This is a genomic window from Alkalimonas collagenimarina, assembly GCF_030717845.1.
In the GTDB taxonomy this organism is placed as follows: Bacteria; Pseudomonadota; Gammaproteobacteria; order Enterobacterales; family Alteromonadaceae; genus Alkalimonas; species Alkalimonas collagenimarina.
On the sequence record NZ_JAUZVZ010000015.1, the window covers coordinates 11,843 to 28,991 of the forward strand.

Annotated in this window: 12 protein-coding genes; 2 read left to right on the plus strand and 10 right to left on the minus strand. The window is 49.5% G+C overall.

What is annotated here, in order from left to right; genetic code table 11:
• From uxaC to kduD, 10 genes are all read right to left on the minus strand, one after another.
• Entirely contained in the window at positions 1-1,440 is a 1,440-nt protein-coding gene (gene uxaC / locus Q3O60_RS11435) for a glucuronate isomerase (protein ID WP_305894071.1), read from the minus strand.
• A 134-nt stretch (positions 1,441-1,574) separates the two neighbouring features.
• The gene (locus Q3O60_RS11440; protein ID WP_305894072.1) at positions 1,575-3,158 is read right to left on the minus strand and encodes a UxaA family hydrolase; all 1,584 of its coding nucleotides are present in this window, start codon (positions 3,156-3,158) and stop codon (positions 1,575-1,577) included.
• Between the two features lie 120 nt (positions 3,159-3,278).
• Positions 3,279-4,739: a glycoside hydrolase family 28 protein gene (locus tag Q3O60_RS11445; RefSeq protein ID WP_305894073.1), complete on the minus strand. Its 1,461-nt coding sequence runs from the start codon at positions 4,737-4,739 to the stop codon at positions 3,279-3,281.
• 180 nt (positions 4,740-4,919) lie between these two features.
• Positions 4,920-5,939 (minus strand): LacI family DNA-binding transcriptional regulator, encoded by a 1,020-nt coding sequence (locus Q3O60_RS11450; protein WP_369812663.1) that lies wholly within the window; start codon positions 5,937-5,939, stop codon positions 4,920-4,922.
• Positions 5,940-5,977: 38 nt separating this feature from the next.
• Positions 5,978-6,757, minus strand: a complete 780-nt coding sequence (locus tag Q3O60_RS11455; protein ID WP_305894075.1) for an IclR family transcriptional regulator — start codon at positions 6,755-6,757, stop codon at positions 5,978-5,980.
• A 76-nt stretch (positions 6,758-6,833) separates the two neighbouring features.
• Positions 6,834-8,132, minus strand: a complete 1,299-nt coding sequence (locus tag Q3O60_RS11460; RefSeq protein WP_305894076.1) for a TRAP transporter large permease — start codon at positions 8,130-8,132, stop codon at positions 6,834-6,836.
• Positions 8,132-8,632: a TRAP transporter small permease gene (locus tag Q3O60_RS11465; RefSeq protein WP_305894077.1), complete on the minus strand. Its 501-nt coding sequence runs from the start codon at positions 8,630-8,632 to the stop codon at positions 8,132-8,134. The genes Q3O60_RS11460 and Q3O60_RS11465 overlap by 1 nt, the downstream gene beginning before the upstream one ends.
• Positions 8,625-9,650, minus strand: a complete 1,026-nt coding sequence (locus Q3O60_RS11470) for a TRAP transporter substrate-binding protein (protein WP_369812664.1) — start codon at positions 9,648-9,650, stop codon at positions 8,625-8,627. The genes Q3O60_RS11465 and Q3O60_RS11470 overlap by 8 nt, the downstream gene beginning before the upstream one ends.
• 71 nt (positions 9,651-9,721) lie before the next feature.
• Complete coding sequence (gene kduI / locus Q3O60_RS11475; protein ID WP_305894078.1) at positions 9,722-10,564, minus strand: 5-dehydro-4-deoxy-D-glucuronate isomerase; 843 nt, start codon at positions 10,562-10,564, stop codon at positions 9,722-9,724.
• Positions 10,565-10,589: 25 nt separating this feature from the next.
• Positions 10,590-11,348, minus strand: coding sequence for a 2-dehydro-3-deoxy-D-gluconate 5-dehydrogenase KduD (gene kduD / locus Q3O60_RS11480; RefSeq protein WP_305894079.1), 759 nt, complete (start codon positions 11,346-11,348; stop codon positions 10,590-10,592).
• 432 nt (positions 11,349-11,780) lie between these two features.
• On the opposite strand from kduD, the gene Q3O60_RS11485 reads away from it, so the two are divergent.
• Entirely contained in the window at positions 11,781-14,546 is a 2,766-nt protein-coding gene (locus Q3O60_RS11485) for a TonB-dependent receptor (RefSeq protein WP_305894080.1), read from the plus strand.
• A gap of 78 nt (positions 14,547-14,624) precedes the next feature.
• On the plus strand, positions 14,625-17,111 hold the full coding sequence (locus tag Q3O60_RS11490; RefSeq protein WP_305894081.1) for a glycoside hydrolase family 88 protein: 2,487 nt from the start codon (positions 14,625-14,627) through the stop codon (positions 17,109-17,111).
• Positions 17,112-17,149: the final 38 nt, after the last annotated feature.

The following is a 17,149-nucleotide window of genomic DNA, read 5'->3' on the forward strand; positions in this document are numbered from 1 at the left end:
TCAGCTTAATTGATAGGCTTTTTTAACCAAACGGTAGGTCAGCTCATAGGCCACATCCATCGCTTCTGCTTCGGTTAAACGGTGCTCAGCCACTAAACCAGCTAGAAAGCGGCAATCAATACGGCGGGCCACATCGTGGCGGGCGGGGATAGATAAAAATGCCCTGGTATCATCGTTAAAGCCCACCGTGTTATAAAAACCTGCTGTTTCAGTGACCTGATGGCGAAAACGTAACATGCCTTCAGGGCTATCATGGAACCACCACGCAGGGCCAAGTTTCAATGCAGGGTAATGCCCTGCCAATGGCGCAAGCTCGCGCGCATAGGTGGTTTCATCCAGCGTGAATAAAATGATGTTCAAGCTGGCTTCATTGCCATACTTCTGCAATAAAGGTTTTAAGTTGCTGACAAACTCAGTTGGGCTTGGGATATCCGCACCTTTATCAGGGCCAAAGCGCTCAAAAATAATCGAATTGTGGTTACGATGTGCGCCGGGGTGGATCTGCATGGTCATACCATCTTCCAGGCTCATCCCCGCCATCTCCGTCAGCATTTGCCCACGAAACAGCTCAGTTTCGGCTGCACTGGCTTGGCCTGCTAAGCAGCGCTGAAACAAAGCAGCTGCATCAACTTCTGACAAATCAGCCGTGATGGCAGTCGGATGACCGTGATCCGTCGCGGTAGCACCATGCTCGCGGAAAAAAGCCCGGCGTTGGCGTAGCGCTGCTAAATAGCCTTGCCAACTGTGAGTATCTTCCCCTGTCAGCTCGCCCAATGCGGCAACATTGGCTGCGAAATCAGCCCGATCGGCATCGACCACATCATCGGGACGAAAGGTGGTGATCACCTTGTGCTCGTATCCGGTGCCTTTTAATTTGGCATGATGCGCCAGATCGTTGAGCGCACCCTCTGTGGTGGCAATCAGCTCAATATTAAAACGATCCAGTAAAGCACGTGGCTTAAACTCAGGCTTTAGCAGTTGTTCGTTGATTCTGTCGTAATAATGATCCGCCGTCTCTGCCGTCAAGGTTTCGGTGAGACCAAATACATCGTGAAATACCGTATCCAGCCAGATCCGTGATGGCGTACCACGAAATAAATAATAGTGGCTGGCAAAGATTTGGAAAATCCTGCGGTAATCTTGTTCTACCACCACACCGTCTTTACGGCGAATACCTAAGTCTTCCAATTTGATGCCCTGACTGTACAGCATGCGAAACACATAATGATCGGGCAGCAGCAGCAAGCTGGTGGCATTGTCAAAATTCGCATTATCGGCAAACCAACGCGGATCAGTATGACCATGCGGGCTGACAATGGGTAAATCTTTAATATGCTGATACAACCGCTGCGCAATACTCCGAACCGCTGGGTCCGATGGGAAAAGCCGATCTGGATGAAGCTCTAATCGACTGCTGCTTTGCTTGGTATCATGTGCCATCTTGGTATCCTATATCCTAAGCAGTACGGCCTTTTGGCGCCCCTGCTGATTTACATGCTGCCGACGCTGGTGACTCCACCTGCATCGTGTTTAATTCTGCCAATATCATCGGTTCGATTCGCTGTATCGACGACTTACAGCGTGACGCCATTTTTCCAAATGGCAATTTCACGGTTATCTGAATCTTCATTTCGGGTCGTTTTGCCTGATGCCACCTCAACCAGGTAGCGAAAAAACTGATGACTAAACTCAGTAGCATCTTGCCCCTGTCGCAATAACGCCCCTGCATCGTAGTCAATCCACTGCGGCTTACGACCAGCAAGGTTTGAATTGGAGGAAATTTTTACTGTCGGAGCAGGAAAACCTAAGGGGGTGCCGCGGCCGGTGGTAAAAAGTAACAAGGTGGCCCCAGCGGCGGTCAAGGCGGTGGATGACACTGCATCATTACCCGGCCCTTCCAGCAGGGTTAACCCCTCTGCTGTCGCCTGATGACCATACCGGATGATCTGATTAACTGGCGCAGAACCGCCTTTTTGAATAGCACCGAGTGACTTTTCTTCCAACGTGGTTAAACCACCGTCTTTATTGCCCGGGCTTGGGTTTTCATACACCGGCTGTTTGTTATCAATAAAGTACTGTTTAAAGTCATTGACCAGACTCACCAACTGCTGAAACACCTGCTGATCTTTTGCCCGAGCCATAAACACCTGCTCGGCACCAAACATTTCTGGTGTTTCAGTCAGGATCACCTTGCCGTTCGCCGCCGCAACCAAATCAGCAATGCGCCCAACCAAGGCATTGGCGGTTAAACCACTCAAGCCGTCAGAACCACCACATTTCATCCCCATCACCAGCTCAGATACCGGACAAGGCGTACGATAATCTTGCGCCATCACCTCCAGCAATTCACCGACTGCTTCCAACCCTTGCTCAATCTCGTCTTCAACCTGTTGCGCGTTAAAGGAACGAATGCGGCTATGGTCAATATCCGGGCTTGATTTCAGCAAAGCAGCCAATTGATTGTTTTCACAACCAAGGCCTAATACCAACACAGCACCGGCATTTGGATGCTGGATCAAACCCGCTAACAGCTCACGGGTATTGCTTAAATCATCGCCAAGCTGAGAGCAACCAAAAGGATGGGTAAAGGCATGAATACCATCAATAGCACCATTGGCTAACTGCTCAGCAAAGTGCCGGCTCGCCTGATCGGCAATACGGGTAGCGGCTCGATTAACGCAACCGACCGTATTGATGATCCACAGTTCATTGCGAGTACCTACCTTGCCATTCGCACGGCGGTAGCCCATAAACTCAGTTGGTAATCCGGCCGGAAACGACAACGGCTCAGCCTGACAGCCCTGATACTGATAATCGACCTGGCCACTGAGCAAAGTCGACAGATTGTGCGAGTGCACCTGCTCCCCCGCCTGAATGGCCGTGGTGGCAGCACCAATAGCAAAACCATACTTGATGACTGGCTCCCCCTTCGCGATGGAGGTTAACGCAACCTTGTGACCAGCAGGAATGTCACTTGCTGTTTGAATGTCAGCAAACGGCTCTGGTAAAGCGACGCCAGCAGCCAATGGCTGCAAGGCAACCAGCACATTATCACGTGGATGCACTTGCAACCCCTGCAACGCAACGCCAACTTCATTGAGGCTTGCACCATTGGGTGTGTGTATCTGAATACGTTCACCAGAGTCTTGCTTGATCATTTTCAGTCACCTGCCGTCTTTACTAAACCGTGTTATTACTTACATGCTTGTTCGCGCTTAGCCATCATCAATCAACATCTATCATCGATTTGTCTATCGGTAGCATATTAAGTCGAATAATCATGAACCAAACTGGAATGGCTCACCATTAACAGTCACATTATGCTGATCAATTCCAGCGACATTCTCCAGAATGCCAAGCGATGCCGTTTGCTTAAAATGTACATGATGCAAAGTCACGCCACTAATGGGCGCTCTTTCAAATCCGCGCAACTCAAAAGCACGCTCTGATTTTTGTACCGTCATGTTGCTGATGTGCAAATTACGAACTTCAGGCATATGCTGCCCAGCATCGCCTTCTTCGTAATAGAAGTTGATGACAATGGCATCACGAACCTCACCAATCTCGATATCACGGATGTAGATATTTTCAATCAAACCGCCACGCACAGAGTTGGTTTTAATGCGAATACCACGAGCTAAATTTGGGCTACTCATGCGACAGCGACGGGCAAATATATTACGGGCACCGCCAGAGATTTCACTCCCCATCACTACACCACCATGACCAGAACGCATCATGCAATCCTGAATCACCACATTCTGCACCGGTGTGGCTAAACGACGACCATCGTTATTACGGCCAGATTTCAGTGCAATGCAGTCATCGCCGGTATCGAACAAGCATTGTTCTATCAAGACGCGGTTGCATGATTCCGGGTTACAGCCATCGGAGTTCGGACCATGACTCACACAATTGACTTGACGAACAATGACATCTTCCGATAACACTGGATTAATCAACCAAAAAGGTGAGTTACGAATCGTCACGCCTTCAATCAGCACTCGTTTGCACTGGTAGGGCTGAATAAATGGAGGCCGTAAAAAGTCGTTGTCCATCTGACGCTCTGCAACCGGAACTCCCTGCTCTGCCATCTGAAAAATTGGTGTCCGGGTCTGTGCTTGATCAACCGCTGCATCATACTCCCAATTCCGGCGCTCCCAGTGTCCTTTCCATGGCCACCATGCGGTTGAACTGCCATTGCCTTCTAAAATACCATCGCCAGTGACAGCAATATTCTCTTGCTGAAAGGCGTAGATCAGCGGCGAGTACCCAATCAGCTCAACGCCTTCCCAGCGCGTAAATACTTTCGGTAAGTAATGCTTCGCATTGGTATAGAAAGACAACACCGCATCGGTTTGTAGATGCAGGTTAACGTTGGATTTTAAATGAATAGCCCCGGTCATAAAACGGCCTGCAGGCACCAACACCCGGCCACCACCTGCGGCAGCACAGGCAGCTATAGCATCGGCTATGGCTTGTGTATTGTTGGCGCGGCCATCGCCTTTTGCACCAAAGTCCGTGATCAAAAAATCACGCTCAGGAAACTGGGTCACAGCAAGGTTTGCAATAATCTCATCCGCTTGCTGCCAAACAGCTAAATCTTCAGCATCGGTGGCAGACACAGTCGGTGTAGATGTTAAGGGCAATGTTTGACAGCCGGCTAGCGACAAAAGCGACAGGCCTCCGGTTAGGGTGCCTAGCGTTTTCAAACTTTGTCGTTTCGTCAGATCGGTCATAGTGTCATCCTTTATATCAATCATGAATGGTGCTGCATCGTGTAAAACGACCACAACGATTACTCTATAATAATCCATTTGCCACCGGTGGCAAGTAAAAATGCAACTTTTTGTCTATCGGTGGCAAATTTGAACTTAGTAAGCAATTTGCTCATTGAGCTGAGCAGAATGCCAGATAACTCAGGTCAGCTTGGCTGTAGATTCGCGCACAACCAGCGTTGGAGCTACTTTCGCCGCCACATTTTCAGCACCTTTGTCGTTGTTCTCAATCGACATGATCATTTTTGTCGTTGCCAGCAGAGCCATTTGTCGGACCGGGCGACGAATGGTGGTGAGTGACGGGATCACCCGAGAGGCCAGCATGTTGTCATCGAAACCAGCGACGGATAGCTGCTGCGGCACTTGTATGCCCAATTCATGAGCCACTTTTAACACCCCTGCTGCCATTTGATCATTATTGGCATAAATAGCAGTTGGCCGTTCACTGGCTAACAGCAGCTGACGCGCACACTCGATGCCTTTTTCATAACTGTTATTGCCTTCGACAATCCAATCACTTCGTAACTTAATGCCATAGGCAGACAAGCCGAGCTTAAACCCTTCCATCCGCTCGATTGAAGACTTATAAGCCTGCGGCCCAGTGATGAAGGCAATATGCTCATGGCCCAGTTGCGCAAAATAACGCGCCATTTCAGCCGATGCGGCCCGATCATCCGATACCACAATGTGCTTGGCATCATCCAGTGCCACTGAGCTTAGCCGCACATAGGCCCGGCCTGAGTCTCTGAGCGCTTGGGCTAAATCTTCCAATTCCGATACCGGGGGCAGCACTATGATGCCATCCAGCTTTGAGCGACTGATAAAGCGCAGGCAATCCTGCACCAGAGTTTCACTCTTATAACGGCATGGGTGCACCACCAATTCATACCCCAGATTGGAGCATACTTCGAGTACGCCTCGTTGCACATCATCCAAATAGAGCGCATCCGGGTTGTCGTAAATTAATCCCAGCAGATAAGAGCGGCTGGAGGCTAAACCACGAGCCTGCGTATTGGGTGAATACTTTAGGTCATTGATTACATTTTGTATTTTGGTGCGGGTGTTCTCCCCAACACTGAGTGAGCCATTCAGTACACGGGATACCGTGCGTTTTGACACTCCAGCGATACGGGCAACATCATTTATGGTCGCTTGCTTCATTTTTATCATCTTTTAAGCACCGGTTTGTTGAGCAACGATTACTTTGCCATAGCCATCAGTTGTGGACGATAGGTCGCCAGAGATACATCAATGGCCGATTGTTTTACCAGTGCAGCTATATCTTGGATCTGGTGTTTTTTAAACAACACAGCAGGAGCACTCACACCAATAGCAGCCGTTACCAACCCATGCTCATCACGCACCGGTGCCGCCAAACAGCGTACATCGTTATGATACTCCTGTTCGTCGGTAGCATACCCCCGAGCCAACACCCGCTGCAACTCTGATTTCATCTCTGCCGCTCCCATAATGCTCTGAGGAGTTCTGCTTTCAAAGCAGCCGCCATCGATCAATGTCGATACCTCATCAAAGTGACGAAATGCCAGAAATAGCTTTCCTGATGCCGAGCAATTAAATGGCACCACGGTTCCCGGCCGCGCTGCCATCCGAAGTGGGTTTGGGCTATCGTAGACCTCCACCAATAAACTGCCTCGAGCATGAGGTAAAGCCAAGTGACAACTAAAACCAGTACTTAAACTGAGTTGCTGCAGCATAGGTAAAGCGCATTGCTTAATCGGCTGGGAGGCAAGTAAACTCAGACCAAGCTTATACAGTTGTGTCCCTGCCAGATATTTTTTGCCGTGCTTTTCGACCAGTTGCTGTTGACATAAAGTCTGCAAGATCCGAAATGCCGTAGTTCGGGGGATAATCAAGCGCTGCTCTAATTCGGATAAGCTTAGACCGTGCTCAGAGCTACTGAGCACATCTATCATCCGGCAAGCATTGGCCAGATTTGGGATCACATAACTCACCATCATCAAGCTCCTTAGTTAATGCCCAGCCAGCAATAGCGCCTTCTGACCGGGCAGGAGTATCGTTTCAAGATAGAAACAATTAAAGCAAACCAAATAATTGTGGTAAAAACTCACTGATAGCCGGTACGTAAGTCACCAGCATCAACACGGCAAACATCGCCAGATACAGTGGCAGTAAAGGCCGTATTATGGCTTCTATTCTGGTCTTCGCTATAGCGCAACTGACAAAAAGAACGCTGCCAACGGGTGGTGATACCAACCCTATCGATAAATTCAGCACCATCATGATGCCAAAGTGCAACGGACTCATGCCTAGTTCAACAGCCACTGGTAAAAAGATAGGTGTAAAAATCAACACCGCTGGTGTCATATCCATAAAGGCACCGACCAGCAATAAAATAAGGTTGATCATCAATAAGATCAGCAGTGGATTCTCACTCAGTGTCAGCATCGCGGCACTGATTGCCTGTGGGATCTGCTCGTAAGATAAGATCCAAGACATGGCAGACGAGGTCGCGATCAGCGCCATCACAATTGCGGTGGTCTCGGCGGCTTTCATCAGGACCGCAGGCAGCTCTTTTGGTAAGACTTCACGATAGATACCTACGGCCAAAATCAGCGAATACACTACCGCTATAGCCCCAGCTTCAGTCGCGGTGAAAATACCGCTAATAATGCCGCCAATAACCAGAAAAATCATAAACAGGCTCGGCAAAGCAGCGCCAACTTTTTGCAGCACCAGCTTCAAAGGTAATCGAGCACCCACTGGGTAGCCTTTAATTTTAGCGTAACCAGCACAAACAATCATCAAGGCGGTTCCGAGCAAGATACCGGGCAGATAGCCAGCAACGAATAAGGCCGCAATTGAGACGCCACCACTGGCGATGGCATACACAATCAGAATATTACTCGGTGGAATTAACATGCCGGTGGTGGCAGCAGATGCCGTGACCGCAGCGCTATAGTTAATGTCGTAACCCTGCTTTTTCATTTCTGGCAGCATAAAGCTACCTATAGCGGATGTTGCCGCTACAGCAGAACCTGAAATCGCACCGAAGAACATGCACGACACCACATTAACCAGAGCCAAACCACCCGGCAACATGCCAATCAGTGCCATGGCACATTCAATTAAGCGTTTGGCAATACCACCCCGCCCCATAATTAAGCCGGATAAAATAAAAAATGGGATAGCCAGTAAGGCAAAACTATTAATGCCTCCAGCCATTCGCTGCGCCATGGTGGTGACCGCCGGGATAAAATCAATGCTGAGCAACATGGTGGCCAGCGTGGCCAAACCGATGCAAAAAGAGATGGGGACATTCAGCAGCAATAAGCCAAAAAACACCACCAATAAGACAATAATTGCAAGTTCCATTAGTGCATTCCCTCAACTGGCTGCATGGTTTGATGACGACTCATGCAATAGATCTGACAGAGTCCATAAAAGCTGATGAGCACCCCAGATAGTGGGATAGCAATGTAAATGTATGCCATGCGGATCCCAAGCGCTGCTGACATCTGATCCAGCTCATAGGTCAGCCGTACCAAATTGCCTCCCCCAATCACCATCACTTGAATAGCAAACAACACAACGGCAGCAGTGAGCACCAGATTGACGTTACGCTGACGCTCTACTTTCAAGCGCCGGGTCACAATATCCAAGCCCAGATGCACTCCGGTGCGATATGCAAAGGCTGCCCCAACCATGCCAATCCAGATCAACAAGCAGCGAGATAACTCTTCCGTGATCGAGCTTGGTGCTCCCAACACATAGCGGGACACCACCTGCCAACACACCACCAAAACAATGCCCGCCATTAAGCTGGCCAGAAACCATTTCAATACCGTATCCACGGTGTGGATCATCTTATTCATGTGAAGCCTCCGCACTATCTTCATCGGTATCCAGCTCAGCAATCCGTTGCAATAACGGGCCAATATCGGTTTGCATTAAACGTTGGTGAAACGGAGCAACAGCATCACGAAAGGGTTGTTTATCTGGATAGATCACCGTAACACCAGCCGCTTTTACTGCAGCTAATGCGTCATCCGAAGCCTGATTCCACGCTTCACGCTGGTAAACAATAGAGTCTTGTGCAGCTTGAGTTAACCAGCTTTGTTGCTCCTCCGTTAGCCCCTGCCAAACCAGCAAACTCATGATCAGGACATCAGGCACCGCGGTGTGTTCATCGAGAGAATAGTAGCTGCTGAGCTCATAGTGACGAGACAAATAAAAACTGGGAGGGTTATTTTCGGCACCATCGACCACACCCTGCTGCAAGGCAGTATACAACTCGCCCCAATCAATGGGCGTGGCAGCACCGCCTAATGCCTCGACCATGCGAACGGCCGTTTGACTGTTCAACACCCTGAATTTTTTACCTCGTAAATCGGCAGGGCTATCAATGCGGGTATTGGTTGAATAAAAACTGCGACTACCAGCGTCGTAGTAGCCAAGGCCATGTAGGCGAGCGACTTCAATTTCGCGCAATAATTGCTCACCTATATCGCTTTCTAACACCCGCCAGTAGTGATCGTTATCCCGAAAGATGTAAGGCACACTAAACACTTGCATGGCAGGCACAAACCCCTCGAGTGGGCTCGCAGACACCTTGGTCATCGCCAGGCTGCCAATCTGTAGCAACTCAACCAATTCGCGTTCATTGCCAAGCTGACCACCGCTGTAGATCTCAATGGTCATGCTACCATCGGAATACTCAGCCAACCGTTCCGCCATCAGCACCATGGCTTTGTGCACCACATGCTCTTGATCCAGCGTGTGCGCTAACCGCAGCGTTGTTTGTTCGCTCTCTGGCTTACAGCCTATAAGCGCCAGCGATAGCAGTAACATAGCTACAGTGTGCAACCAACTCGGTACGGATCTATTGTTCATGTTCAGTCCTACCCTGTTGTGAGTGGGCGTATCTAACGTACGCCTTACTCAATAAAATTGATTTGCGTCACTTAGCGCAGATCGCTCGGCGGAAACTTATCCATATCGTGATAGTCGAGGTTTTCCCCCGCCATGCCCCAGATAAAGGCATAATTGCTGGTACCACAACCACTGTGAATCGACCAGGCCGGAGATACAACAGCCTGCTCGTTCGCCATCCAGATATGCCGCGTCTGCTGCGGTTGCCCCATAAAGTGACAGACCCCTTGCTCATCGGCTAAGTCAAAGTAGAAATACGCTTCCATCCGACGATCATGTTGGTGCGCTGGCATGGTGTTCCAAACACTGCCAGGCTTTAATACCGTCAGCCCCATTTGCAACTGACAGGTTTGCACCACATCCCGGATCATCAGCTGATGAATCGCTCGCTCATTCGAGGTTTCCTGAGAGCCCATTTGCAGCACCGTACAGGTATCCATAGTCAGATGCTTGGTCGGAAACGATTGATGAGCCGGTGCCGAGTTGAAATAAAACTTGGCGGGCTTACTGCCATCATCACTGTGGAAGCTCACGTCTTTTGCTCCCATCCCGACATACAGGCCTTCTTTATTTTTCAATGGATACTTGGTGCCATCGACCACAACGCTGCCGGCTGCGCCCACGTTGATCACACCCAACTCGCGTCGCTGTAAAAAGAAATCCGCTTTTAATGCATCGACCGTTTCCAGTTGTACAGCGGCGGCAACCGGAACGGCACTGCCGATCAGTACACGCTCATAATGGGTGTAGCACAACACCAGCGCATCAGGCTGCATCAGGTTATCCACCAGAAAATGCTGACGCAACTGCTCGGTATCGTAGTGCTTCACGTCATCAGGATGGGTCGGGTAACGGCTATCAAAAATAATTTGCATACAATCCTCTTCTTTATTCATTAAATTAACGGGCTAGCCAGCCACCATCGACTGCCAATACATGACCATTAACATACTGGCTGGCAGCAGAGGCTAAAAATACCGCAGCTCCGGTTAAGTCCTCAGGCTCTCCCCAGCGAGCCGCGGGGATCCGATCCAAAATAGCCGCATTACGCGCTTCATCCGCCTGCAATGCTGCGGTGTTATCGGTGCGAAAGTAACCTGGAGCAATGGCATTGACCTGAATATTGTGGCAGGCCCATTCGTTGGCTAATGCTTTGGTGACGCCTGCAATCGCATGCTTACTTGCCGTATAGGCTGGTACCGTGATACCACCACTGTAAGAAAGCATGGAGGCGATATTAATAATTTTTCCGCTTTTCCGGGCAATCATGTCACGCCCAAGCAACTGACACAGCAAAAAGGCCGAGTCAAGATTGACGGCGATGACTTTACGCCATTCATCCATCGGGAACTGATCGGCAGGCGCACGAAAGATGGTGCCACCACAGTTGACCAAAATGTCTACTGCCCCTTGATCCTGTGCAGCAGCAGCAAGCTCCCGCACCGCGGATTCATCCGATAAATCAGCTGACAGCGCTTGAGCCTGATGACCAGCTTGCTGAATTTTCTGCACTGTGGCATCGCACCCTCCTGCAGCCGAACTGGCACAAAGCACCTTGGCTCCGGCCTCCGCCACAGCCATAGCAATGGCCTGGCCTAAACCACGACTGGCTCCGGTGACAAGGGCTGTTTTCCCCTGCAATGAAAATAGTGCTGACATGCCGAACTCCTTAAGTCTTTCCTGCAACCAAAATAATTTTCTGTCACCAGATCGCCACTCTGAGCCACATTTCCATCATTCAATTTTGTTCAAATATGGAACAAGCTCAAAATTCAATCAACCTCAAAGAGAAATAAAATCATACACTTAATATAAAAAACTCATTTTAAAGTGCTTCAATGTAGATTTTATTGCCGTCCCTCAATTGACAGAAATAACGACTTGGTGCTAGCTTTTTGCCATCGGTGGCACACAATTGCAAGCTTTTTTTGCCACCGGTAGACAAAACAATAATATCAGCCTAGTATTCGATAAGGTACTTTGCAAGCACAACGAATAAAACAAATCATCAGGGGCAGCCTGGCTGTTCCAAATAATGATAATGCCGGCATATATCGGCGATAAAAAAAGATTAAGGAAGAGGTGAACAACATGGCTACTCCGAAAACACAATTCCGACCCAACAGGCTCTGTCGGGCACTGACCTTAGCAGGTCTGGTCTCTCTGCTAGGTGTCTCACCGATGCTGCTGGCCGAAGAAAATGACCCTGAGGCTGAAGCTCAAACCCAAGAACCCATTGAAGTCATTTCCGTAACGGGAAGTTTTCGCGGTAGCTTGGCTAGCGCACTGAACCAAAAGCGCTTTGAAACGGGTGCGACCGATACCATCAAAGCAGAAGATATTGCAGACTTTCCTGATTTAAACCTTGCAGAGTCGCTACAGCGCATTCCTGGCGTCGCCATCAGCCGTGTTGCTGGTGAAGGCCGCCAAATCTCCGTTCGTGGTTTGGGCCCAGACTTTACCCGGGTTCGTATCAACGGCATGGAAGCACAATCCACCAGCGGCGGTACCGATGCGGTCGGCGGTGCCAACCGCGGCCGTGGTTTTGATTTTAATACCTTTTCATCCGACTTATTCAGCGAATTGACGGTACGTAAAACTGCATCAGCCAATGTTGAGGAAGGCTCCTTAGGTGCCACGGTCGACTTACGCACCGCTCGCCCCTTTGATTACGATGGTATGACTTTCGCAGCAAATGTGCAGGCAGGTTATAACGATCGTTCAGAAGAAATCGATCCAAAAGGTTCTTTCTTATTCAGCAATATTTTTGCCGACGGTACCATGGGTATTTTGGTCTCTGCAGCCTTCTCTGAACGTAATATTTTGGACGAAGGTTCCAGTACCGTGCGTTGGGACAATGTCAATGATTTTGGCAGTTACCGTGGTGATGCTGAAGCGCCGGAACTCACTGAGCTGAACGAAGCATTCCGCCCACGTTTGCCCCGCTACGATTCATATCTGCACAACGTAAAACGGACTGGTTTGGCGACCGCTTTTGAATACCGCCCTACCTATGAAACCCGCTTTAACCTGGACATTCTGTACTCTAAAGACGACTCCACCCGTCAAGAAGCCTTTATGCAAGGCATTCTAAATAATACCAGTCTGGCCAATGCAATGAATGTGCTCGACTATGAAGTGGACAATAGCAATACCGCCACCTTTGGCTCTTTCCAGAATGCGCTGGTTCGGAATGAACTTCGTTACGATGAACTCTCGACCGAGTTCCTGCAATTTACCTTAAGTGCTCAACATCAGCTGTCCGACAACCTAAAAGTGGATGGCATGATAGGTCGGGCCACCTCTGAATTTGATAACCCGATTCAAACCACTGTCGTGATGGAAAAAGCTGGCCTTGATTTTAGTTACGATTACCGTGGTAATAAACGAGACAATCCTGAATTAGTCTTCGGTGCCGGTGCCTATGATGCCAATGGCTGGGCCACCAACAGCGTGCGCTTGCGTCCTCTCGGAGCAAAAAACACCTTTGATAATGCGGCCTTAAACTTCGAGTATGTACTGAATGAATTTATGACCATTCGAAGTGGCTTGCACTATAAAAACTTTGAATTTGAAACCACGGAAGCCCGTCGCAGTTCTGAAAACACAGCTGGGGTTGAAATGACTCCAGATCTGATCATGAACTACAGCTCAGGTGTTGGAGCCGCTAATTGGCTGGTGCCAGATTTAGCTGCTATTGACGCACGCTATAATATTTACAGCAATACTGGTGAATTTGCCGTCAGTACCGACAATCGCCGGGTCGACAACTATACAGCGGAAGAAAGAACTCTAGGTGCCTATCTGCAACTGGCGTTTGAAACAGAGTTAGGTGATACCTTGATCCGCGGTGATGTCGGTGGACGTTATGTTAGGACCGACCAATCATCAACAGCCTGGGCCAACATTGGTGGTACCCAAGAGCTGGTCACTGCCGAACATGACTACAATGAGTTTTTACCATCCTTGAATTTGGTATTTGAGCCTCTGGATGATGTCATCATCCGTTTTGGCTATGCCGAAGTGATGTCTCGTGCTGGCTTGGGTAGCATCAGACCAAACGTATCGGTTTCCGTATCCGGTGGCGCTCGTTCAATTAGTGGTGGCAACCCAACACTGGAGCCAACCAAAGCCAAAACCTATGATTTGGGCTTGGAGTTATATTTCGACAACGAATCATTGCTGGGTGTTGCTGTTTTCCGCAAGGATATCGACAGCTTTGTACAGGGCCTGCGTGAAACCAAACCCTTTACTGAAACTGGCTTGCCTATTCAAGCAGCGATTGATGCCTGTAATGCAGGGCCTGGCTATGGCGAGGCAACCGGCTGTACTGAAAACGAGCCATGGGATACCACTACACCGCTGAATGCACCCGGTGGCAACTTGTACGGCTATGAAGTGCAATACCAAATGCCATTTAGCTTTTTGCCTGAGTTCTGGGACCGGTTTGGCTTTATTGGTAACTATACGTACGTGAAAGCACAAATGGACTACATCAACAATACCGGCATCGTATTAGCGACCCGTGATTTAACCGGTTTATCTGAAAACACTCGTAGTGCAACGCTATATTACGAAGATGATAAATTTGCTGCCCGGGTGTCTATGGCCTATCGTTCCAGTTACCTGACCAATGCGCTTGGTCGTAACGGCAACGATATGGAAGGGACCAATGCCACTCGCAATATTGATGCCTCGCTGTCGTACCAGTTGAATGACCAATGGAAGCTGACGTTTGAAGCGCTCAACCTAACCGATGAAGTGGATGACCAATGGGTCGATTCAAGCGGCAACCGTTTGACCTATTACCATGCCACCGGTCGTCAGTACTACCTGGGCGCACAATACCGGTTCTAATCGATTGCCCTAAGGACTCCCTTGGGCCATGGATGGCCCATATTTTTTGTCTAGTCATGCATTAACAGGTGTTTTATTGTGAAAAAAATCATGCAATGCAGCTCTCTTATTCCAACACTGGCTGGCTCTATGCTCATACTTACAGCCTTAATTGGCTGCGATAACCAGAGCACGCTTCCGACACACTCTGAGCAGCCAGACCCAAATAGCTCAGTGCTGTGGATTGCCAGCCTTGAAGTGCACAACCCATCCGAGTTTGCTCGACCCGACCAGCCCTTGCTAGTGCCCTTTGCCGATCTGGGCCTAACCACTGCAGAAGCAACTGCATTGGTTGCCAAGCGGCAAGGACAACTGATCCCCAGCCAGTTGATCGACCACAGTGGTGATGGCGAAAAAGACACCCTATATCTTCATCTAAGCATGGCAGCAGCCGAACGCCAGCAACTACTGATTGTGCAAGATAAAGCGCTCTTTGCCAGCCAAAACTGGCCAGCACGCACTCAGGCTGAAATATCACATAAAGTGGGTGGTGAGTGGCAGGAGGCTAAATACAGCGGTGGTGACTTTATCAATGTCACTGAGTTAACCCCACCTCCGCAGTACACCGATCACTCCGAATGGATCCGTTACGAAGGCCCCGGTATTGAGTCGGATAAAGTTGGCTATCGCATTTATCTGGATTGGCGCAACGGCTTCGATACCTTTGGCAAGAAAACCAATGATTTAGTCCTGCAAGATGTCGGGCAAGATGGCTATCAGTCTTACCATGAAATGGCCGACTGGGGCATGGACATCCTGAAAGTCGGCCTCACATTAGGCGCTGGTGGCTACGGCTTTTGGGATGGCGAGCAAGTACAACTGGTGTCAAAAGTAGGTCAGCATCACGCCCGTATTCATGAGTCTGGTCCTCTGTATTCCGGCATGCAAATACATTATCAAGATTGGCAAATCGCTGGTAAAACGCTGGATTTAACCGCCAACTTCTCGATGACGCCGGGCAGCCGTCTGGTGCATACCCGGTTGGAGTTATCCGATGCTTTACCTCATGTGGCCATCGGCTTGATTAAACACCCGGATACGGAAGTGATCCATGGCCCAGAAGACATTACCGGCCACGCCTGGACCTATGTCGCAACTTGGGGCGATCAAAGCCTGGCTGGCGATCAACTGGGCATGGCGCTGTTGTTTAAAAAAAGCACCCGGCTGCAGCAAACCGAAGATGAACACAACCTCGTGTCTTTGATCCGAGTGCCAGACCAAACCATGGAGTACTACTTTTTATCGGCTTGGCAAGGTGAACCGGATGGTATCCGAACCAAAGCTGAATTTATTGCCTATCTTGAGCAGCAAATTGAACAGCTGACGTTAACACCTCGAGTTCGGCTGGATACCGCCCTTACCAATCAGCAGGTGCAGCAGCCCCTAACCGCTGAACGGGCACTTCATTGGTCGGATCAACTGGCGGCCAGCGATATGCAGCGTCAAACCCCATATTATCGTTACGGCGGATGGGATTATGAGCGCAGACGCCCAGCAACATGGGAATACACCACTGGTTTGTTATTGCAGGCTTATGATGACTTGCATCAAGTGAAGCCCAACCCTGAGTGGCGCCAAGTGGTCAGTGATGTAGTGGATTCATTTATTACCGAAGATGGCGATATTCATACCTATGACATCAACAAGTACAATATCGATAGTTTGAATACCGGCGTGATCTTACTGCGAGAGTATCTGAACAACCCACAACCGAACTATCGGGCAGCACTGGACTTAATGCGCCGACAAGTCGCTGAACACCCACGTACTGAGGATGGCGCTTTTTGGCACAAGCAAGTGTACCCGCATCAATTGTGGTTGGATGGTGTCTACATGGGGATGCCTTTTTACGCTTTTTACAGCAACGAGTTTGAACAAGGTGCAGGGCTGGATGAAGTCGTTAAAGAGTTTACGTTAACCCGAGACTTGCTTCGTGACCCAGATACCGGCTTGTATTTTCACGCCTGGGATGAAGCCAGACAGCAAAACTGGGCCGATCCAGAAACGGGCTTATCTCCGCACTTCTGGGGCCGTGGTTTTGGCTGGCTCACCATGGCGTTGGTGGATGTACTGGATCACATTCCACACGAACAAACCGAGCTACGCCAACCGCTGTTGGATATGATCACCGATATTGCAGCCACGCTCGCGCAGTATCAAGATCCAGAGACAGGGGTTTGGTATCAAATACTGGATCGCCCAGAAGCTCCAGGCAACTATCTGGAATCCTCTGGTAGCGCCATGTTTACCTACTTCTATGCTAAAGCATTGAATCAAGGTTACTTGCCTGAGCAGTACCGAGCTACCGCAGAAAAAGCCTATCAGGGCCTGTTGCAAGAGTTTGTCTTGGTTCACCCGGACGACAGCATCAGTCTGGTCAATACCGTGCAAGTGGCTGGGCTTGGCTTTGGTCGTGATGGCAGCTACCGCTATTACATGAGTGAGCCGGTATTTCGGAACGATGCCAAAGCCAATGGCCCCTTCATTATGGCCGGTGTGCAAATGGCGCAACTATTGAGTCACTAAAACTACTGAGTTCTTCTAAGGCTTGGGCCGGCATATGC